Raw genomic sequence first — 20206 nt, forward strand, 5'->3', positions numbered from 1 at the left:
GGCAGGGCACACCAGGGGTACAGATCGTCTGGGGCGGGGGGGATCATGACGACGCGGACGCGGATATGGATGCGGACGCGGGCGCGGATATGGACGTGGGCGCGGACGCGGCGGCGACGGCTCGTACGGGTGGCCGTGCTCGTCTGCGTGCTGGCCGTCCTGCCCGCCACCTGGCTGCGGCTGTCCACCGACAGCGCGGTCGTGCGCGGCGGTGTCGAGGCCGCGCCGTCCGCACCCGTGGCGGTCGTCTTCGGCGCGGGGCTGTGGGACGGCGAGCCCTCGCCGTATCTGGCGCACCGGCTGGATACGGCGATCGACCTGTACCGGCACGGCAAGGCCCGCGCCCTGCTGGTCACCGGGGACAACGGCCGCCGGGGCTACGACGAGCCCGGTGCGATGCGCGGCTATCTGACCGAGCGCGGCGTGCCCGGCTCGCGGATCGTCGCGGACTACGCGGGCTTCGACACCTGGGACTCGTGCACCCGGGCCCGCCGGATCTTCGGCGTCCACCGCGCGCTGCTGGTCAGCCAGGACTTCCACGTGCGCAGGGCGGCGGCGCTGTGCCGGGCGGCGGGGATCGACGCGTACGGGGTGCCCGTGCGCGAGCCGAGGGACGTCACCTGGTACGCGGGCGGGCTCCGCGAGGTGCCCGGCGCCGCGAAGGCCGCGCTGGAGGCCGCGTTCACCCCCGACCCGCACTTCCTCGGCCCCCGCGAACCCGGTGTGCGGCGCGCCCTGGCCGGACCCCACCGGACCGGTCCCGCCGGAGGAGGGCCGGGCGACTGAGTGCCGAGTGGCGGGGGAGATCCGGTTCGTTAGGCTGACCCGCATGAGCGGCGGAGGTCAGGTACGGGTACGGCGGGCGACCGCTGTCCTCCTGGGGCTGCTGCTCGCACTGTGCGGGGCCGCGCAGGCGCGGGCCGCCGCGCCGTCCCTTTCCCCGACCGCGGCCCAGCCGGCCCAGCTGACCCAGACAGCCCACGCGGCGCAGACAGCTCGTACGGCCCACGCGATTCAGAAGGCCCACGCGGCCCAGGAGTCGGCGTACTCCCCGCGTACCGCGTATGACGCCGCCGCTCCGGCCGACGAGTCCGGATCCTCTCGCTGCCACAAGTCCAAGGGGGACGACGGCGCCTTGCCCGCCGTGCCGTCCACCACTCAGCAGAAGACGCAGACCCTCGCGCTGCCCGTCTGTCTCACCCCGGAGTCGCATGCCGCCATCGGGACCGCGCACGCGCGGCCTCCCGTGCGCGGTCCCGCCCCCGCACCACCCCCGACCCCCATAGAACTCTCCGTCCTGCGCGTGTAGATGCGCCCGACGACGCGGCCCCCGCGCGCTCCGCGCCCGTCCGCGCCGTCCGGCAGCAGCATCCATTCCGCCACCAGGACAGGAGAACTCTGTGCCTTCTCAGCGCCGTTCCCGACCCGAAAACCCCGAGCCCCAGCCGAAGTCCGGGCCGAAATCGCCGAAATCCGAGCCTGGATCGAACCCCGAGTCCGGTCCGAAGTCCGGGCCGAACCCCAAGTCCGGGACGAACCCCAAGTCGGGTCCGAAGCCCAAGTCCGGCCCGAAGCCGAAGTCCCGCAAGGGGCCGGCCATCGGAGCGCTCATCCTCGTCGGCGCGCTGCTGGCCGGGTGGCTGTCGCAGTACGCCGTGGGCGGCGACTCCGACGGCTCGGAGGCGGGCAACGCCACCGTCCAGGGCCGCCCGGACGACGGTCCCGCCGGCGACCCGGCCCTGCTGAAGCTGGCCCGGCGCGACGCCGACGACCCCTTCGCGCGCGGCGACAAGGGCGCGCCGGTCGTGATGATCGAGTACGCCGACTTCGGCTGCTCGTTCTGCGGGAAGTTCGCCAGGGACACCGAGCCGAAGCTGGTGAAGAAGTACGTCGACAAGGGCCTGCTGCGCCTGGAGTGGCGCAACTACCCCATCTTCGGCAAGGGTTCGGAGCGCGCCGCGCTCGCGAGCTACGCCGCAGGTCAGCAGGGCCGGTTCTGGGAGTTCTACAAGGCCGTCTACTCCGACAAGGCCAACGAGAAGAACGCCTTCGCCGATGCCCACCTGCACGACCTCGCCGAGGAGGCGGGCGTCAAGGACCTCGACCGTTTCGACCGCGACCGGGCGGGCGACGCCGCCGGAAAGCTGGTGGCCAAGGACCGCGAGGAGGCGTACGGGCTGGGTGCCAGCGCCACCCCGGCCTTCCTGGTGAACGGCGAGCCGATCGCCGGCGCCCAGCCGGACGAGGTCTTCACCGACGCGATCGAACGCGCGGCGGCAGCCGCGAAGAAGAGCGACGAGGGGTCCGAGGGGAAGGGCGACAAGGGGTCCGAGGGGAAGGGCGACAAGGGGTCCGAGGGGAAGGGCGACGAGGCAGGCGGGCGCGGCTGATGGACGTCGGATATCTGGCCGCCTTCCTCGGCGGCCTGCTCGCCCTGCTCAGCCCGTGCAGCGCCCTGCTGCTGCCCGCGTTCTTCGCCTATTCGATGGACTCGGCCGGCCGCCTGACCGCCCGTACCGGCATCTTCTACCTCGGGCTGGCCACCACGCTGGTGCCGCTGGGCGCCGCCGGTTCGTTCGCGGGGCGGCTCTTCTACGGGCACCGGGAGCTGCTGGTCGCGGTGGGCGGCTGGCTGATCATCGCGCTCGGGCTGGCGCAGATCCTCGGTATGGGCTTCGCCTCGCGCCGCCTCCAGGCGGTGTCCGGCCGCATCCGGCCCACCACCGCCCTCTCCGTCTACGCGCTCGGCGCGGTCTACGGCCTGGCCGGATTCTGCGCGGGCCCGATCCTCGGCAGTGTGCTGACGGTCGCGGCGGTGAGCGGCAACCCGGTGTACGGGGGCGTACTGCTGGCCGTTTACGCCCTGGGCATGGCCGTACCGCTGTTCGTGCTGGCGCTGCTGTGGGAGCGCTTCGACCTGGGTCGGCGCCGGTGGCTGCGCGGCCGGGAACTGCGCGTGGGCCGGTTGCGGCTGCACACCACCTCCCTGCTGTCGGGGCTGTTCTTCATCCTGCTGGGCGCGCTGTTCCTGCTCTTCGACGGCGCGGCGTCGCTGCCCGGCCTGCTGGATGTGGACGGTGCCTTCACCGCCGAGAGCTGGGCGAAGAGGGTGGGCAACGGGGTGCCTGACGGGGTGCTGCTGGCGGGGCTCCTCGTCGTGGCCGGCGGCGCGGCAGCGGTCCACCGACTGCGCGCCCGCCGCGCCGCCCCCGACCCACAACCGGACGCGGCCCCCCAACCGGACGCGGCCCCACAACCGGACGCGGCCCCCCAGCGGGACGCGGACCCGGAGCCGGACGCGCACTCAGCGCCAGAGCCGGAGCCGCACCCGGACGTGTGCCCCCACCCCCGCCCGAACGCACCCCGAAACAGCTGACGCCCGTCCCTCCCCAGAGGGACGGGGGCGGGGGCTGGGGGGCGGGGGCAAATTTCATCCCCTCCAGGGGAAATGCACGGTTTGCCCGCTTAGTGTGGGCGCATGGACGCGGAGGAACCGGAGTGGTCGGAGCGGCGACGCGAGGAGTCCGAGGAGAACGGGGCGCCAGAGGCGGACGGGACGCCCACCCGCGCCCAAGGGCAGCTCGGCCCCCACGGACAGCACGCCCCCCACGAGCAACTCGGCCTTCAAGGGCAACTCGGCCCCCACGGTCAGTACGGTCCCGAAGGGCGCCCCCGGCCCCAAGGGCCGCACGGCCGGCACGGCCACAAGCCGAGCGCGGGCGAGAGGTGGCGGGCCTTCAAGGACTCGCCGTTCCTGCCCGCCTCGGTGCTCGTGCTGATCCTCGCCGCCGCGGCCGGCCTCTTCGCCGGCTCGTACACGTACGCGATGGCCAACCCCACTCCGCACCATGTCCCGGTCGCCCTCGTCGGCAAACCGAACAGCGCGCACGACCGGAGCGCCTTCGTCCAGGGCATGGAGAAGGGGCTCGGCTCCTCCCTGGAGCTGCGGCACTTCCGTACGCAGGCCGAGGCGGAGCAGGCCATCGAGGCCCAGCAGGTCTTCGCGATCGTGCGGGTCGAGCGGCCGAAGGGCGTCGAACTGGACGTCTCCAGCGCGTCCGGCGCCTCGGTGGCCCAGCTGCTGGAGAAGGCGGGGCCGAAGGTCGGCAAGGCGATCGGCGTCCCGGTGCAGGTGCGGGACCTCAAGCCGCTGAACAAGGGGGACCCGCGCGGGCTGGCGATCTTCTACATCTCGCTCGCAGCCGTGATCATCGGCTTCGTCGGCGCGATCCAGCTCAGCGTGCACGCACGCGCGCTGAACCCGCCGGAACGTATCGCCTTCACGGTCGCGTACGCGCTGCTGGGCGGTTTCGTGATCTCCGCGGTGGTGGACTGGGGCCTGGGCGCGCTACGGCTCCCGTTCGTGCACTCCTGGATGATCCTGGCGCTGACGATGTTCACCGGCGGCATGGTCTTCACGATGTTCAACACCCTCTTCGGGCGCTGGGCCATGGTGCCGACCTGGGGCGTGATGGTGCTGCTGGGCAACCCGTCCTCCGGCGGCGCCGTCTCCTGGCCGCTGCTGCCCTCGGTACTGGGCGAGATCGGCCGCTGGCTGCCCCCCGGCGCCTCGGTGAACGCCCAGCACACAGCCGTCTACTTCCCCGAACACCAGCTGCTCCAGCCCTACCTGGTGCTCGCCGCCTGGGCGCTGGTCTCCAGTACGGTCTTCTGGATCTGGCGCCACCGCCACCCGGGCGGACGCCCCAAGGCCGCGACCCACGCGACCCCCCACGGAACGGCCCCGTCCGGGGCGTGACCTCCTGGAGCCGTCACGTCATGCCGGGCGGTCGGCTGTCGGACGTCAGATGAGGGAGGGCCGCCGGGGCGACTCCTGGCGCCGGGCGCGGAGGGCGCTGTAGAGCGCGCCGATCACGGCGGACTGGACCAGCGCCGAGACGACGAGTGAGAACACCATGAACCAGGTCTCCACGCTGCCGGCCATCACGAAGAGGAAGGACACCGGCGCCGTCGCCACATACATCCAGACCCCGGCCATCGAAGCATCGGGCTCCGGCGCGAAACCCATGGTGACCAGGGTGAACGCCACGGTACCGAGCACCAGGGCAAGGTAGCCGAGGGCAGCCGGGTTCCCCCACAGCCGACGGGCGGTCATCCCCCAGTTGTACGTGCGCGTCATCGCGAGGTCTCCTCTGCGTGCTTGTCCGGTGCCTGTTGCCGGTGCCTGTCGTCCAGTGCGGCTTGTCCGGCGCGGCTTGTCCGGTTCGCTGGTCGCACGTGAGCGGCCGGATCACGTGCCGTCGTCGTCCGTCATCGTTCGTACAGTCGTACGGTAGCCAGCGGCGCATCGCGATCGCATGAGTGCGCGTACTCAGTTCTCGGGCTGCGCACCAAGATGAAGGCGAAGGCCAAGCCCTGGCCCATCGAGGCCACGCTGATGGCCAAGGCCGGGCACCTCTACGAGCTGCGGTACGAGTTCTCCGCGTCCTGCCCCGCGGCTGTCACCGACAACGAATGAGCCCCCGCCGATGATCCTGGCAGGGGCTCAAGCCCCGAGAGGGGCGACGGTGGCTGGGGCCGGGGTCGAACCGGCGACCTTCCGCTTTTCAGGCGGACGCTCGTACCAACTGAGCTACCCAGCCACGCACCTTGAAGGGTGCAGCGGTCCTGACGGGATTTGAACCCGCGGCCTCCACCTTGACAGGGTGGCGAGCACTCCAAACTGCTCCACAGGACCAAGCTTTCGCGTGAGACCTAGTCTCGCACAGTGCGAACGGTGCTCCCAACTGCTTTCGGGAGGCTCCAGAGGGGCTCCCCGAGGGGCTCCCGAGCTGGGGTGACGTCGCCGGAAAAGAGTAACAGACCCCGGGGTGTGCGCCGTAAACGTGCCGGTCCGCCGGATTCGACGTTGACGCGGGGCGGCCCCGCTCTCCTCCGGCGATGCTGTTGGTTAATTCGGGGCCGTGCGTGACGTCGGCCTTCAAGACCCGGTTGTGGTCTTGAAGGCCGACGTTGTCGTATGGGGTGGGTGTGGATGTCGATGCAGCCGAAGGGGTCTGGGGAGATCCCGGCGGAGACGGTGCGGGTGGCGCGGGCCGCGTTCCCGAAGGGGAGCCTGGCGATCCGGGTCCGTGACGAGCTGGGGTCACTGTTCGCGGACGAGGAGTTCGCGGACCTGTTTCCGGTGCGGGGCAAGCCCGCCTGGTCACCGGGACGCCTTGCGCTGGTCCTGGTGTTGCAGTTCGTCGAGGGGCTGACCGACCGGCAGGCCGCGGAGGCGGTCCGGGCCCGGATCGACTTCAAGTACGCCCTCGGGTTCCAGCTGGATGATCCGGGCTTCGACTTCTCCGTCCTCTCGGAGTTCCGAGACCGGCTGGTCCAGGCGGACGCGGGGCGGCGGGTACTGGACGGCATCCTCGCCGCGGCCCGGGACAAGGGACTGCTCACCGGCAGAGGCAAGGCCCGGACCGACTCCACCCATGTGCTGTCGGCGGCGCGGGACATGTGCTGGCTGGAGATGATCGCCGAAACCCTGCGCTCGGCCCTGAACGCGCTCGCCGTCGCCGTCCCCGACTGGCTGTCCGAGATCGCTGAGCCGAACTGGTTCCGGCACTACGCCACCCGCGCCGAGGACACACGGTTCCCCAAGACCCCGGCCAAGCGGGACGAGATCGGCCGCCGGATCGGAACCGACGGGATGCGGCTGCTGGAGGCCGTCACCTCACCCGGTGCACCTGCCGGACTGCGGGCGGTGCCGGAGGTGGAAGTCTTGCGGCAGATGTGGGTCCAGCACTTCCACCTGGTCGAAGGCGAGGTGCGGCGCAGGGACCCAAAAGACCGGCCGCCAGGCGCGATGCGCCTGGTCACCCCCTATGACACTGAGGCGCGCGGCAGCGTGAAGCGCGACACGATGTGGGACGGATACAAGGTCCATCTCACCGAGACCTGCGGTGGTGACACGCCGGACCTGATCACGAACGTCGCCACCACCGGTGCCACGGTCAGCGACTTCGAGATGGTCCCGGCCCTCCACGCCACTCTCGCCGAGCGCCGGCTGCTTCCCGACGAGCACCTGGTCGACACCGGCTATGTCACCGCCCGCCACATCGTGGCCGCCCGGCGCGACCACAACGTGGAGCTGGTGGGGCCGATGATGCCGGGCACCGGCTGGCAGAACAGGGCCGGGGCTTCAGCGACCTTTCCCGTCGGCGCATTCACCATCGACTGGGACCGGCAGACAGTGGCCTGCCCCGGCGGGAAGACCAGCACCCGCTGGGCGAGAGAACCTGTCCGGGACAAGGTCGAGATCCGGGTGCAGTTCTCGATGACCGACTGCGGACCCTGCCAGGTCAAGAACTCCTGCACGCGCGGACCGCGCCGCAAGCTGACCCTCCAGGACCGGGACATTCATGAGGTCCTGCACCAGCGCCGGGCCGAGCAGGAGACCGACGCGTGGAAGGAACGCTACAAGACCCGCGCTGGTGTCGAAGGTGCCATCTCCCAGGGCGTGAACCGCTGCGGCCTGCGCAGATCCCGCTACCGCGGGCTTGCCAAGACCAGCCTCCAGCACCAGCTCACCGGAGCAGCGGTCAACCTCGCCCGCATCGACGCCCACCTCACCGGCACCCCACGAGCCCGCACCCGCACCAGCCACTTCGCAGCACTTCGCCCCGCCGATCCGACGATCGGCGGAGCGAAGCAGACGGCCCGAATTAACCAACAGCATCCTCCGGCCGGGGCGGGGCGCCCCTGGGCCGGCCGGGGTGCGAGCAGGGCCGCTCGGGTCGCGGGGCAGGGCGGGCGGGGCTATATGTGGCATATGAGTCAAAACCTGCGCTACAAGCCGGGGGAAACCGTCCCCGCCAGCGGTATCTACGAGTGCGACTGCGGCCAGGGCCACCACTGGAGCACCGACGTCCAGGGGCACACCTTCCCGCCCCTGCCCTGTTCCGGCACCACCTGGCGCCTCCGTACCCCGGCCCACACGGACGGCTGAGGCGCGCGTAGGTGCGGTGGCGGCCGGAGCCGGTCCGGCGGGGCGTCAACGGGCGGGGGAGCAGGGGGAGATGACCATTCCACCCCCTACCTGGCGCGGGTCCTGGCCGGCGTCCGGCAGGCCGGGTTGACCGTCTCAAGCGTGAACTCACCCTCGCCGCCGCCACCCCCGGCATGGAGGGTCTGCGCGCTCTCGCCGAGCAGCACTGCGAGGCGCTCGCCGCCGCCCTTGACGCCGGCCGGGCGCTCGCCGGCCAACTGGCAACTCCCGTCTGCGGGACGCGCCGTAGGGCAGGGCCCGCGGCCCGCGATCAGCACGGATGCCGCACTCCTGCGCCGGGAGGGCGGTCGGGCGGACCCCGGGGGGTGTGGGCACCGAGGGCGGCGAGGGCGGTGACCTCGTGCCCGGTCGGGGTCAGGGTGCCCAGGCGGTCGCGAGTCGCGGGTCGCGTCGCGAGCCGCGGCGTCGGCGCGGGGGAGACCGGGGGCGACCGTCCTGCGGCTGTGGGGCCGGGCCCGCGTAGGGGACTGGCCGCCAGTAGCTCGTAGGCGGGCGCGGCGGCGGCCCTGTTCTCGCAACAGCCGTTGCCGAGCGGCGGCGTGTAACGCTGCGTAATACTCAGGTTCGCGATGGTCGTGAGGGACGAGGGTGCGGCGGACAGTCCGGAGCGCGTCGTCGGTCTGCTCCTGCCCGCTCGGACCCGCGGCGTCGGGGAGCACCCATGGGCTCACCGCCGCACAGCACGCAGTCCGTCCAGGAGCAGCCGCAGTCCGAACTCGAAGTGCCCCGTGAAATCCGTACTGGTGAGCACCGGCAGGGTGGCGGCGAGGTGCGGATACGTCCCTGCGGCCACCGCCTCGTGCAGGAGCCCCGTGTCGGCGGGCCCTTCGTTCTCCGGCCGGAGGGCGGCCTGTTCCTCCAGCGTGTGGCCGACGGTGAAGTTGGCCACCGCGTAGAGCGCCCGCGCCGCTTCGCTGTCGCCGAAGCCCGCCGCTCGCAGTACGCCGACGAGGCTGTCGGAGAAGCCCAGGGTGTTCGGGCCGGTCGAGTGTGTACCGGCGAAGACGCGTGCGCCGTCGCGATGGGCGAGCAGGGCGGTACGCAGCGAGCGGGCGAGCCGTGCCACTCCCTCGCTCCAGTCGCCGTCCCCCGTCGGCCCGGCGGCGGCCCCGACGCCTTCGACCATGCGCTCGGCCATCGCGGTGAGCAGGTCCTGCTTGGTCGCGAAGTAGCGGTACAGCGCGCCGGCCTGGACGCCCAGCGCATCGGCGAGCCGGCGCATGGTCAACGCGTCGAGTCCGGACTCGTCCAGGAGGTCGAGGGCGGTCTGGATGGTGCGGGCCTGGCTGAGTCGGGCGGGCCGGCCTCGGGCCGGGCTTGACGGAGAGCTCATGGACCTCACTATACTGAACACTGTTCACGTGAACACTGTTCACTAAATGGGGGGCGGGGCCCCGCCCCCCACGGCTGCGCCCCGTGGCCGCCGACCCGTGGCCGACGAGCACGGAGCCCGGTTGCAGCGGTCCGCCAACGCGGCACCCCGCAGCATCCGCTGCCGGCTGTTGTACAGCCAGGTCTTCCACCTCGCGGAGCTGACGAGGCGTATGTCGGGCCGAGCCGGGCAGCGGATGCCCCTCGCGCCGCCCCACCACATGACGTGCCGGTGACCGGGGGACTGACTGGACCATCCCCTGGGCGCGGGCTTCCCAGGGGTGGCACGGACAGTCAGCGGAACAGGCGGAAGAACCCGCGCACCTGCTCGACCAGCGACTCCGGCTGCTCCAGCGCGGCGAAGTGGCCGCCGTGCGGCAGCTCCTCGAACCAGCGCAGGTCGGTGAACCGCAGCTCGGCCTCCCGCCTCGACGGGCGGGTGATGTCGCGCGGGTAGACCGACAGCCCGGATGGCGCGGTCGCCTTGTCCCGGAAGTTGGCGAAGCTCTCCCAGTACAGGCGCGCCGAGGACGTGGCCGACGCGGTGAACCAGTAGACCGAGATCTCGTCGAGGATCGTCTGCCGCGACAACGCGTCCTCGGGATGGCCGTCGTTGTCCGTCCACGCCCAGAACTTCTCGGCGATCCAGGCGGCCTGCCCCGCCGGGGAGTCGGTGAGGCCGTAGCCGAGCGTCTGCGGCCGGGTCGCCTGGATCGCCGAGTACCCCCGGCCGGTGCGCCGCATCTCCTTCTCGGCTTCGAGATTCGCCAGCTCCGCGGGCGTCGGGTCATCGAACGTGCCCGCCGCCACGGACCCCAGGTTCAGGTGGACGGCGGCGACCCGCTCGGGCGCCACCTCGCCCAACGCCGCGGACACCGCCGAACCCCAGTCACCGCCCTGCGCGCCGTACCGTTCGTAACCCAGCGAGACCATCAAGGTGTCCCAGGCGCGCGCGGTGCGGGTGATGCCCCACCCGGTCGTCGTCGGTTTGTCGCTCCAGCCGTACCCGGGCAATGACGGTGCGACCACGTGGAACGCGTCCGCCGGGTCACCGCCGTGCGCGCGCGGGTCGGTCAGCGGGCCGAGGACCTCCAGGAATTCGAGCACCGAACCCGGCCACCCGTGGGTGAGCACGAGCGGGAACGCGTCCGGCTCCGGTGAGCGGACGTGCAGGAAGTGGATGCCCAGCCCGTCGAGGGTGTCGCGGTACTGAGGGAACACGTTCAGCCGCTCGGCGAACCCGAAGTCGTAGTCCTCGGCCCAACTGCGGCAAAGCTCCTGCGCATACCCCAGCGGCAGCCCCTGTGACCAGTCGTCCACCGGCTCGCGCTCGGGCCAGCGTGTCCGTCGCAATCGTTCACGCAGGTCCGCGATCTCGGCTTCGGTGACGCTGACCTCGAACGGCTCGGCGGACATGGCAAGGCTCCTTGCTGGTCAAGGCGTTGTCGGATCTGATGCGGGTGGACTGTCAGCGCCGCTCTCGCGTGGCGCCGGGTGCGGGGCGGGGGTAGGGCGCCGGGTCAGGCTGAGGACGAGTCCGGTCAGAGGGAGTGCCGCGAGCACGGCGAGGGCCATCGGCGCCGGCCCGATGCCGGACAGACCCGCGACAGCGGCCGGACCGATCCCGCCGCCCAGGGCGTTCATGAAGTTGAGCAGGCCCTGTGCGGTGTGGCGGTCGTCCGCGGCGACCAGGTCCGGCGCGAGGCTCACCAGGACGGCCTGGGCACCGGCGAACCCGCACACGGTCAACGCCGTGCCGACGACGATCAGGATCGGCCCGGTGAAGACCGCGACGACGAGCACGCCGACGACGGTGAGTGCCGCAAGCCCGGCCGACACCTGCCAACCGGTGAACCGGTCGGTCGAGGTGCCGACCAGCCGCCCGGCCAGCACCGAGCAGGCGGCGGCCGGGACCAAGAGCACGCCCGCTTCCAGCGGGCCCCCGCCCGTGGCCTGCTCGATCAGGGACGGGGCACGGAACAGCACCCCGTAGTAGCCGGCGAAGACGGTCCCGCCGATGAGCCCGGCCGCCAGGAAGCCGGGGGATGCGATCACCCGCCGGGGCACGAACGCGTCGGGCGTACCGCGCACCCGCCGGCACAGCCCCACGGCGGCGAGCGCCCCGGCGGCAGCCACGACGAGCGTGACCGGAGCGGGCAGGCCGACCGAGTGTGCCTGCAGCAACGTGATCAAGGAGCCGGCGAGCACCGACAGCACGGCCGCGCCGACGACATCGAGTCGCCCGGTCGAGCCGTTCCGCTCGCTGCCACTGCCACTGCCACCGCCACCGCCACTGCCACTGCCACCGCCACCGCCACTGCCACCGCCGCTCCGCGTCAGCGCGCGCCTGCTCGGCAACGCGGCCAGCAGGAGGGGCAGCGCGAGGACCGGGATCGCGAGCACGGCACGCCACCCGAGCCATGCGGTCACCGCCCCGCCCAACAGCGTCCCGCACCCCGACGCCGTCGCGCCGGCAGCCGCGATGATTCCCAGGGCGCGGATCCGTTGCCGCCCGGGAAGGGCGGTGGCCGCGGCAAAGACGGCGATCACGGTCGCGCCCGCCCCGGCGCCGCCGATCAGTCGGCCGACGATCACGACGGACAGTGTCGGCCCGGCCCCGGCGAGCGCGGAGCCCGCGGCGAGCGCCACGACCCCGGCGGCGAGGACCTGGAAGGGGCTCCAGCGGGCCAGCAGCCGGCCCGCGACCGGCATCGCGAGCGCGGAGGTCAGTGACCACGCGGCGAGGATCCATGCGGTGGCCCCGAACGGCACCGCGAGCGCGCGGCCGATGGCGGGCAGGGCCACCGACGGCGCTCCCAGTGCCACGTACATCGGCAGCACCAGCATCCCCAGAGTCAGCCCCAGCCGACGCCCGTCCGGGGCGTCCGTCCGCCCCGGTGCCGGGGCCTCTCCGGAGGGGATGACCTGCGGCGTCGTCCCTCGCCGAGTGCATTGTGACATGCTAAAGCTCCTTTGGGTGTAACGTTAGGGAGCAGTGAGGAGATACGTCAAATGCAGAATGCGTGTTACGACCCACGGGTGGTCCAGACAGCCGTCGATCTCGCCAACACCTTGAGGCCGGTCAAGGGAGAGGACGCGCTGGAGACCGTGGAGCAGCTCCAGGGCTTCCTCGACGACCATCCCGTAGCGGTGCCGCCGAGTCCGACCGCGGACCAAGGGGCCGGTCAGCGGCATCCCACCCGCGCCGACCTGGCGGAAGTCCGCGCGCTGCGCGAGACGGTGCGTGAGGTGCTCGAACGGGCGAACACGGACGCGGTCGAAGCTGCGGCTCTGATCAACGACGGTCTGCGCCGCAGCCGCGCCACCCCCGTACTGCGCCACGAGGACAGCCGCTGGTGGACCGAGGTGACCTCCGATACCGACCGCTGCTCCGCGCACCTTGCCGCGACCACGCTCAGCGCACTGGCCTCCGTGATCGCCACGCTCGGCCCCGCCCGTCTCGGCGTATGTGCCGGATCGAACTGCCGGGCCACCTTCGTGGACCTCTCGCGCAACGCCTCGAAGCAGTACTGCACCCGAACCTGCGCACACCGGGCCAGCGTCGCGGCCTACCGGAACCGACGCAGTCCGCGTTGATACTCCAGTCCGAGAACGGGGTCGTCACGCCGCACAGGCGCGCAGGCGCGCAGGCGCGTGGGCGGCGGTAGTGGCGGTCCCGGGCCCGGGCCCGATGCCGTCCGCGCCACTTCAAGGCGTGAAAAAGGGGGGCGGCTCCGACGAGCGGGCCAGGCGGCCTCGTCCACCGTGTGCCCTTCCAGCCCGGAGGCGGGTACCGCAGGTGAGGCGGCATCTCTTGAGTCGTGCGGGCCGCCCGCTCGTGGCGGGCATTTCGACCGGTGGGCGGGCGTCCTCGAAGGTGTGTGGCTCCCTGCGCGAACATGTTCGCTACGATGAGCGTCGTGGGTGTGAGAAGAGAGCCGGTCAGCCGCCGGGAGCGTCCGGCCAAGCCTGCCCTGTCCCGTCGCGGAATCGTGGACACGGCCGTGCGGATCATGCGGGCCGAGGGGCTGGAGAAGGTCACGATGCGCCGCTTGGCGCAGGAGCTGGACACCGGTCCGGCCTCGCTCTATGTGTACGTTGCCAACACGGCCGAGCTGCACGCGGCCGTCCTGGACGCCCTGCTCGGCGAGGTCGATCTGACCGGACGGGAGGGCGGCAAGGGTGGCAAGGGCGACAAGGACTGGCGCGGCCGGCTCCGCGCCGTCATGACCTCCTACACCTTGGTGCTCTTCGAGCATCCGCAGCTCGCCCGGTCCGCTCTTGTCGCCCGGCCGAGCGGTGAGAACTACCTGCGGCTGGTGGAGCGCGTCCTCGACCTCCTCTCCCGCAGCGGCGCCGGCCGCGAGCAGGTCGCCTGGGGGGCCGACAAGCTCCTCCAGGACGCGACGGCCACCGCCGCCGAGCAGGCGACGCGCGAGCACGACCCCCGCTCCGAGGACGACTGGAGCGCGGCTGTCGGCGTGCTGCACGCTGTGGACGAGACGACGCATCCGGCGATCAGCGCGCACCTACCGCATCTGGTCAGCGGCACGGCCGAGGACCGGATGCGCTGGAGCTTCGACGTGCTCGTCAATGGCATCACGGGTACGCCTGTGCCCGGCCGGGCCGACTGAGCCCCGCGGGTCCGGCCGCTGCCACGCCGGTGGGCGTCGCTCGCCGGGCCCGCGCCCCCCTTGCTGTGCCGGGCCCCGGTCCCGGCCCGTCGCGGCCTTATCCGTGACGAAGCATTCGCCTCGCTGAAGGTGGCCGACGTGGCCGCTTCGCGGCCGGCCGCACGGTGCTGTCCCGTCCCTTGACGGGCGCCGGCGCAGGCAGCCGTCTCTCCGGTGCGCACGCGCATCCTCGCTCCCCGAAGAGGTCCCTGGGAGAGGAGGTCCCCCGGAGCTTCGGCGGCCCCCGGCGTGCCGGCACCACGAAGTGATCACGGTGAGCCCGTGCGGCAGCCGAATCTGCTCGCCCCGAACCCGCTCGCCCGAACTCGCTGTCCCGAACGCGGTTGTTCCGATCCCGCTGTCCCGAACGCGGTCGTTCCGACCTTGCTCGTGACGAACATGTTCGTTAATCTGTGAGTGGCGAACGGCCCGGTGACCGGCAGGAGTCCGCGGAAACGCATGGCCGAGCGGGCGCACGACCCGCTCCGGCATCGTGCCGTCCGCGGTGGCCGTCATGGTGCCGGGTCCGGGTCGGTCCCGTGGCGGATGCGCGCTCTCGGTGCAGGCCAGCGGAGCTTCGCCGCGCCACGGCCGGAGGCCGACCGAACCGGCGTGCAGAGCCGCACCATTCACTACGCGCGAAGGAGCAGGTACATGAACGAGATCACCCATGCTGCCGACGACACGACCACCGAAGCGGTGCCCGTATTGATCGTCGGCGGCAGCCTGGTAGGGCTGTCCGCCGCGGTCTTCCTGACCTGGCACGGCGTTCCGGTCGTCTTGGTCGACAAGCATCACGGCAGCTCCTCGCATCCGCGGGCGATCGGCTTCACCACCCGCACGGTGGAACACTTCCGGCAAGTGGGGATCGACGTGCCGCCGTCGCTGCAGGGCATGAAGCCGCCGCGCCGGGCGCGAGTGGAGAGCCTGGCCGGTACGTGGCTGGAGGAGTATCCGTGGACACCGGGCGGCGGGGGCGCCTACGGCGCCGAGGACTCCCCGGTGCACGCGATCGCGATCACCCAGGACAGGCTCGAACCCCTCCTGCGTGACCGGTCGGCCGAGCTGGGCGCGGACCTGCGGCTGGGTACCGAACTGATCGGCTTCGTCCGGGACGACGACGGCGTGACCGCGACACTGCGTCGCCGCGACGACGGCCACGAGTACCGCCTGCGCGCCCAGTACGTGGTGGCCGCGGACGGCGCGACCAGCGCCATGCGCGAGAAGCTGGGCATCGCCCGGCACGGGGCGGGTCCGCTGTCGGTGCAGCGCAGCATCCTGTTCCGTGCGCCCTTGGACGAGTATCTGCGGCACGGGGTGGTCCAGTTCGAGATCGAGCAGCCGGACTTGAAGGCGTTCTTGACCACCTACTCCGACGGGCGGTGGGTGCTGATGCTCAGTGACGACATCGAGCGTGACACCGACGAGCAACGGCGGGTGGTGCGGCAGGCGATCGGCCGTACCGACATCCCCGTCGAATTGGTGACCACCGGCCGCTGGGACCTGGCCGGGCTGATCGCTGACCGCTTCTCCGACGGCAGGGTGTTCCTCGTCGGCGATGCCGCCCACCAATTGCCGCCCAACCGCGGCGGTTTCGGCGCCAACACCGGAATCGACGACGCGCACAACCTGGCCTGGAAACTGGCCGCCGTGCTGGCCGGGAGGTCTGGGCCCCGGCTTCTGGACACCTACGATGCCGAACGCCGGCCTGTGGCGGACCTGCGCCATGACCAGTTGTTCGCCCGCGCCGACTACAAGGCTTACCTGACGGCCCCCCGCACAGCTGTGCCGGTGCTCGACGACGCGTCCGTCGAACTCGGCCAGCTCTACCGCTCGGCCGCGGTGCTGGGCGCGGGCGCCGACCTGCCGCCCGCGCGGCGACCGGAGGAGTGGTCCGGCCAGCCCGGCACCCGGGCCCCGCACCTGTGGGTCACCGTCGGGGGCGAGGAGCGCTCGACGCTGGATCTGTTCCGGCGCGAGTGGGTGCTGCTGTCCGAGGACGAGCGCTGGGCCGCCGCCGCGACCCGTGCCGCCGAGCGGTCGGGCATTCCCGTCACGTTCGTACGCATCGGCACCGACGCGAAGCCGGTGGAGCCCAACGCCTTCCGTACCGCCTATGGCCTCGAATCCACCGGGGCCGCTCTGGTCCGGCCCGACGGATACCTCGCCTGGCGCACCACCACCGCTTCGGCCGATCCCACCCAAGCGCTCAACACCGCGTTGAACGCCGCCGCTGTGCCCACCCACACCCTCAAGACCACAGCAACGGAGTCCTGATCATGACTGCCACCACGCTTGAGGAACGTATCCTCCGCCTCGAAGACATCGAAGCGATCCGCGACCTGACCGCCCGCTACGCCGACGCGATCAACAAAGGATGGAACGGCAAGACCGTCGATGCCGACGCGATCCCGGACATCTTCGCGGCCGACGCCCGCTGGGAAGGCTTCGACGGCGAGGTGACCCACGGCGCGGAGGCGATCGCGGCCGTACTGCCCGAGGCCACCTCCCTCGTCCAGCTCTCCATGCACACCTTCCTCAACACCCGGTCATCACCATCGACGGCGACACCGCCACCGGGGACTGGCTGATGTGGGTCGGCTCCGTCATGGCCGACAACCCCCGCTCGGTCTATCTGAGTGCCGACATGACCTACACACGCACCGATAAGGGCTGGCGCGTCCAGACCGTGCTCATCGGCTTCGGAACCATGGTCCGCGGCGCTGACGGCGGCACCGCTTGACGGTCCTCTCAGCTCACGGTCGCCGAGTGGCTGGACATGTGGCTCGCGTCGAAGAAGACACCTACCGCGACGACGAGCGGCCACCGCAGCCACGTCAAGGTCCAGCTGAAGCCTCGCATCGGGCACATACGCCTCGACCGGCTGAACCTAGGGCATCAGGGTGACATCGCGCCTGGTCAGAGCATGTGCCTGCGTCCAGGGGGCACGGCACGCCCTCGTGTTGCACAGTCCATGAGCGGCCGTCCAACCGCTGTCCAGCAGCGCCATAGGGGCGGGGGCGGCGGCCGAAGGCTGCTGCGGTTCGGGTGTTGTCGGCTCTCTACAGGTCACTGCCGGTGACTCACGTTCCGGTTGCCGACAGTCACCCGGCTTCCTCCGGTGCGACCTCGGCAACGAGCCCCTCGATGCGGGTTCTGATCTCGTCGCGGAGGGGCCGCACGGCTTCGACGCCGCGCCCTGCCGGATCCGCCAGCTTCCAGTCGAGGTAGCGCTTGCCCGGGAAGACGGGGCAGGCGTCCCCGCAGCCCATGGTGATCACGACGTCGGACGCCTGGACCGCGTCGGCGGTGAGGATCTTGGGGGTCTCGGCGGCGATGTCGATGCCGACTTCGCGCATGGCCTCGACGACTGCCGGGTTGATCGCGTCGGCGGGCGCCGAACCGGCGGAGCGGACCTCCACGCGGTCCCCGGCGAGATGGGTCAGCCAGGCAGCGGCCATCTGGGAGCGGCCCGCGTTGTGCACGCAGACGAACAGGACGGAGGGCTTGTCGGACATGCGGCTCTCTTTTCCGTGAGTGCGGGCCACCCGCTACTGGCTACATCAATGGTGGCTGACATCATGCACCGCTGATGTGAGAGTATCAGTCCATGCTGACATCAGCCGAGGCTGAGCTGACCCCGCCGAGTGCGGACCTGGTCCGTGTGCTCGCCGATCCACTGCGGCTCCGGATCGTGTCCCTGCTCGCCCGCGAGACGCTGTGCACCACCCACCTGGTCGAGGAGACCGGTGCGCGGCAGACCAACCTCTCCAACCACCTGCGCGTACTGCGGGAGGCAGGAGTGGTGGAGACCGAGCCGTGCGGGCGGTTCACCTACTACAAGCTGCGGCCCGAGGTCCTCGATGCGCTGGCCGGCGCCTTCACCGAGCTGGCCGGGACCGCCCGTACCACCATCGAGACCGACCGGAAGAGGCCATGCCCGTGACCAGGACAGAACCCGACACCCCCCTCGCCGCCGAGGCAGGCCCCAGCGAGGCCGGGGTCGTCGGCAAGCTCTCCACACTCGACCGTTTCCTGGCCGTGTGGATCCTGCTCGCCATGGCTCTCGGTCTCGGGCTGGGCCGGGCGGTCCCTGGGCTGGGCGACGCCCTGAGCAAGGTGGAGATCGGCGGCATCTCGCTCCCCATCGGTCTGGGCCTGCTGGTCATGATGTACCCGGTCCTGGCCAAGGTCCGCTACGACAAGCTCGACACCGTCACCGGCGACAAGAGGCTGATGGCCTCCTCGCTGGTGATCAACTGGATCGTCGGCCCGGCCGTCATGTTCGCGCTGGCCTGGATCTTCCTGCCGGACCTGCCCGAGTACCGCACGGGCCTGATCATCGTCGGGCTCGCCCGCTGCATCGCCATGGTCATCATCTGGAACGACCTGGCCTGCGGCGACCGCGAGGCCGCCGCCGTCCTCGTCGCCCTCAACTCCGTCTTCCAGGTCATCGCCTTCAGCCTGCTCGGCTGGTTCTACCTCGACCTGCTGCCCCGATGGCTGGGTCTGGGCAACGGGCAGGGGCTGGAGGTGCCGGTCTGGCACGTCGCGCTGAACGTGATCGTCTTCCTCGGTGTGCCGCTGCTGGCCGGGTTCCTCACCCGCCGTCTGGGCGAGAAGAAGTTGGGGCGCGAGCGCTACGAGAGCCGGTTCCTTCCGAAGATCGGTCCATTCGGCCTGTACGGCCTGCTGTTCACGATCGTGATTCTCTTCGCCCTCCAGGGGAGGACCATCACCTCGCAGCCGCTGGACGTGGCCCGGATCGCACTGCCGCTGCTCGTGTACTTCGCCGTGATGTGGTTCGGCACCTTCGCCCTCGGCAAGGGGATCGGCCTGGCGTACGACCGCACCACGACGCTCGCCTTCACCGCGGCGGGCAACAACTTCGAGCTGGCCATCGCCGTGGCCATCGCCACCTTCGGCGTCACCAGCGGCCAGGCGCTCTCGGGTGTCGTCGGACCCCTGATCGAGGTCCCCGTCCTGGTCGCGCTGGTCTACGTATCGCTCGCCTGGCGACGGAAGTTCAGTCGCCAGTCCCTCGTCGCCTCGTCGTCGGAAAGCTGAGGAGGGCCGGTGCCCTGTCCGGCATCGCTCGCCAGGTAGCCGCTCAGCCCGCTACGCGGCGCCAGTACCTATGATCTCGGCGAAGCTGCGGGCTTCAGCCGAGTGCTGCGAAGCGACGACGATCTTCGCGAAAGCACGCCGCAGTTCAGGGGGGCGTCCGGTCGGTGACAAGGACGTCGATGAGGGAGAGATCGCCGAGGCCCACCGCCACGGTCTCGACGCCGTACTCGTCGTCGGGGACGGCAGCGAGCCGCTCCCCACCGACTGCGATGTCGTGGGGATCGCCGGACCTCGCGCTCCCCGGGCGGGGCCGCCTTCGACGAGCTGGTCCGCACCCAACTGGGGCAGATCGCCACGGCCGACGCGGAAGTGCTGATCTACAAGGTCTGCTCCACCTTCGACAGCTCCCCCACCCGCGGCAGCATCGGCAGAGGCATCGAGCTGCTGCACGAGCGCGCTTCCCCCACCACGGCCCGGTCCCGATCGCACCGGCTCAGCCGGACTTCGGCCGGTACACCGCGTTCAGCAACCTCTTCGCCGGCTACTCCGGCGGCATGTACCGCCTCGACCGGCACCCCGTCATGGCGCGGCACCCCATCGGGTTCGTCCGTGTGCCCGCCCCCATGCCAACTGGCCGCCGACGGCCCACAGTTCGAGCGACCCGCTTCCTCTGCGGCGACGGAGAGAAGCGATACTCCGAGCCCGCCCGCGCAAAATGATCCACGAGCACCGGGAGCGGAAGAGGGACTGGAAGCCGAATGTGCCCAGGTTGCAGCGGTTCTTGATTGTTCGTGTCAGCACCTGGTGCTGACACGTCACCACATGGAAACGGCACAAAAAACCCTCCTGATTGCGTTTCCGCAGTTCAGGAGGGTCTTGGTGGGTGCCCCCAACGGGATTCGAACCCGAAATCGTTACCGCGCTGACCTGCGAGGATACCGAAGAGGCAGGTGATAGATCCGGTTTCCATCGCTCTCGGTCGCTTTGGATCGGCCTCCATCCGGGTGCGGTGTTGACGTGTCAACACCGCGTCTGAATGCTTGCATAAGCAACGCCAGATGCTTTCGGGGCTCTTCAG

General features: G+C 71.1%; 21 protein-coding genes, 2 tRNA genes and 1 pseudogene. 16 read left to right on the forward strand and 8 right to left on the reverse strand.

The window, feature by feature from the left end; all coding sequences use genetic code 11:
- The first annotated feature begins 45 nt into the window (after positions 1-45).
- From ABD339_RS08575 to ABD339_RS08595, 5 genes are all read left to right on the forward strand, one after another.
- A complete protein-coding gene (locus ABD339_RS08575) occupies positions 46-786 on the forward strand; it encodes a SanA/YdcF family protein (protein WP_344563873.1) in 741 nt (246 codons plus the stop codon).
- Positions 787-829: 43 nt separating this feature from the next.
- Positions 830-1309, forward strand: a complete 480-nt coding sequence (locus ABD339_RS08580) for a hypothetical protein (RefSeq protein WP_344563875.1) — start codon at positions 830-832, stop codon at positions 1307-1309.
- Between the two features lie 91 nt (positions 1310-1400).
- Positions 1401-2390 (forward strand): DsbA family protein, encoded by a 990-nt coding sequence (locus ABD339_RS08585; RefSeq protein ID WP_344563877.1) that lies wholly within the window; start codon positions 1401-1403, stop codon positions 2388-2390.
- Positions 2390-3376, forward strand: a complete 987-nt coding sequence (locus ABD339_RS08590) for a cytochrome c biogenesis protein CcdA (protein ID WP_344563878.1) — start codon at positions 2390-2392, stop codon at positions 3374-3376. The genes ABD339_RS08585 and ABD339_RS08590 overlap by 1 nt, the downstream gene beginning before the upstream one ends.
- A 102-nt stretch (positions 3377-3478) precedes the next feature.
- Positions 3479-4759: an ABC transporter permease gene (locus ABD339_RS08595; protein WP_344563880.1), complete on the forward strand. Its 1281-nt coding sequence runs from the start codon at positions 3479-3481 to the stop codon at positions 4757-4759.
- Between the two features lie 45 nt (positions 4760-4804).
- On the opposite strand, the gene ABD339_RS08600 is transcribed toward ABD339_RS08595, so the two are convergent.
- Positions 4805-5140: an SCO4225 family membrane protein gene (locus ABD339_RS08600; RefSeq protein WP_344563882.1), complete on the reverse strand. Its 336-nt coding sequence runs from the start codon at positions 5138-5140 to the stop codon at positions 4805-4807.
- Between the two features lie 216 nt (positions 5141-5356).
- On the opposite strand from ABD339_RS08600, the gene ABD339_RS08605 reads away from it, so the two are divergent.
- Entirely contained in the window at positions 5357-5479 is a 123-nt protein-coding gene (locus tag ABD339_RS08605) for a hypothetical protein (RefSeq protein ID WP_344563884.1), read from the forward strand.
- Positions 5480-5529: 50 nt separating this feature from the next.
- Here ABD339_RS08605 and ABD339_RS08610 read toward each other — a convergent pair.
- Both ABD339_RS08610 and ABD339_RS08615 read right to left on the reverse strand, forming a co-directional pair.
- A tRNA-Phe gene (locus ABD339_RS08610) sits at positions 5530-5603 on the reverse strand.
- Between the two features lie 20 nt (positions 5604-5623).
- Positions 5624-5698: transfer RNA gene (locus ABD339_RS08615), tRNA-Asp, on the reverse strand.
- 297 nt (positions 5699-5995) lie between these two features.
- On the opposite strand from ABD339_RS08615, the pseudogene ABD339_RS08620 reads away from it, so the two are divergent.
- Positions 5996-7660 (forward strand): annotated as a pseudogene (locus ABD339_RS08620) (IS1182 family transposase); the annotation flags it as partial.
- Positions 7661-8043: 383 nt separating this feature from the next.
- Here the strand turns inward: ABD339_RS08620 and ABD339_RS08625 are convergent.
- From ABD339_RS08625 to ABD339_RS08640, 4 genes are all read right to left on the reverse strand, one after another.
- Entirely contained in the window at positions 8044-8214 is a 171-nt protein-coding gene (locus ABD339_RS08625) for a hypothetical protein (RefSeq protein ID WP_344563886.1), read from the reverse strand.
- Positions 8215-8684: 470 nt separating this feature from the next.
- The gene (locus ABD339_RS08630) at positions 8685-9350 is read right to left on the reverse strand and encodes a TetR/AcrR family transcriptional regulator (RefSeq protein ID WP_344563887.1); all 666 of its coding nucleotides are present in this window, start codon (positions 9348-9350) and stop codon (positions 8685-8687) included.
- A 332-nt stretch (positions 9351-9682) separates the two neighbouring features.
- Positions 9683-10804 carry an epoxide hydrolase family protein gene (locus tag ABD339_RS08635; protein ID WP_344563888.1) on the reverse strand — a complete coding sequence of 374 codons (1122 nt, stop codon included), beginning with the start codon at positions 10802-10804 and terminating at the stop codon, positions 9683-9685.
- An 18-nt stretch (positions 10805-10822) separates the two neighbouring features.
- A complete protein-coding gene (locus tag ABD339_RS08640) occupies positions 10823-12349 on the reverse strand; it encodes an MFS transporter (protein ID WP_344563890.1) in 1527 nt (508 codons plus the stop codon).
- Between the two features lie 51 nt (positions 12350-12400).
- Here ABD339_RS08640 and ABD339_RS08645 point away from each other — a divergent pair, with 51 nt between their 5' ends.
- The 5 genes from ABD339_RS08645 (at position 12401) to ABD339_RS08665 (ending at position 16804) form a co-directional block, all read left to right on the forward strand.
- Positions 12401-12985 carry a CGNR zinc finger domain-containing protein gene (locus tag ABD339_RS08645; RefSeq protein ID WP_344563892.1) on the forward strand — a complete coding sequence of 195 codons (585 nt, stop codon included), beginning with the start codon at positions 12401-12403 and terminating at the stop codon, positions 12983-12985.
- Between the two features lie 302 nt (positions 12986-13287).
- On the forward strand, positions 13288-14022 hold the full coding sequence (locus ABD339_RS08650) for a TetR/AcrR family transcriptional regulator (protein ID WP_344563894.1): 735 nt from the start codon (positions 13288-13290) through the stop codon (positions 14020-14022).
- A gap of 693 nt (positions 14023-14715) precedes the next feature.
- Positions 14716-16338, forward strand: coding sequence for an FAD-dependent monooxygenase (locus tag ABD339_RS08655; RefSeq protein WP_344563896.1), 1623 nt, complete (start codon positions 14716-14718; stop codon positions 16336-16338).
- Positions 16339-16340: 2 nt separating this feature from the next.
- Positions 16341-16652 (forward strand): nuclear transport factor 2 family protein, encoded by a 312-nt coding sequence (locus tag ABD339_RS08660; RefSeq protein ID WP_344563897.1) that lies wholly within the window; start codon positions 16341-16343, stop codon positions 16650-16652.
- A complete protein-coding gene (locus tag ABD339_RS08665; protein WP_344564421.1) occupies positions 16613-16804 on the forward strand; it encodes a nuclear transport factor 2 family protein in 192 nt (63 codons plus the stop codon). The genes ABD339_RS08660 and ABD339_RS08665 overlap by 40 nt, the downstream gene beginning before the upstream one ends.
- Before the next feature lie 361 nt (positions 16805-17165).
- Here the strand turns inward: ABD339_RS08665 and ABD339_RS08670 are convergent, their stop codons facing one another.
- On the reverse strand, positions 17166-17579 hold the full coding sequence (locus ABD339_RS08670; protein ID WP_344563898.1) for an arsenate reductase ArsC: 414 nt from the start codon (positions 17577-17579) through the stop codon (positions 17166-17168).
- Between the two features lie 92 nt (positions 17580-17671).
- Between ABD339_RS08670 and ABD339_RS08675 the strand changes: the two genes are divergently transcribed.
- The 4 genes from ABD339_RS08675 (at position 17672) to ABD339_RS33730 (ending at position 20082) form a co-directional block, all read left to right on the forward strand.
- Positions 17672-18007, forward strand: a complete 336-nt coding sequence (locus ABD339_RS08675) for an ArsR/SmtB family transcription factor (RefSeq protein WP_344563900.1) — start codon at positions 17672-17674, stop codon at positions 18005-18007.
- Positions 17998-19128 (forward strand): ACR3 family arsenite efflux transporter, encoded by a 1131-nt coding sequence (arsB, locus tag ABD339_RS08680; RefSeq protein WP_425575935.1) that lies wholly within the window; start codon positions 17998-18000, stop codon positions 19126-19128. Before ABD339_RS08675 ends, arsB begins: the two co-directional genes overlap by 10 nt.
- A gap of 70 nt (positions 19129-19198) precedes the next feature.
- Positions 19199-19504 carry a hypothetical protein gene (locus ABD339_RS08685; protein WP_344563904.1) on the forward strand — a complete coding sequence of 102 codons (306 nt, stop codon included), beginning with the start codon at positions 19199-19201 and terminating at the stop codon, positions 19502-19504.
- Positions 19477-20082 carry a four-carbon acid sugar kinase family protein gene (locus tag ABD339_RS33730; RefSeq protein ID WP_425575944.1) on the forward strand — a complete coding sequence of 202 codons (606 nt, stop codon included), beginning with the start codon at positions 19477-19479 and terminating at the stop codon, positions 20080-20082. Before ABD339_RS08685 ends, ABD339_RS33730 begins: the two co-directional genes overlap by 28 nt.
- Positions 20083-20206 lie beyond the last annotated feature (124 nt).

The sequence above is a fragment of the Streptomyces axinellae genome, from assembly GCF_039532135.1.
GTDB lineage: Bacteria > Actinomycetota > Actinomycetes > Streptomycetales > Streptomycetaceae > Streptomyces > Streptomyces axinellae.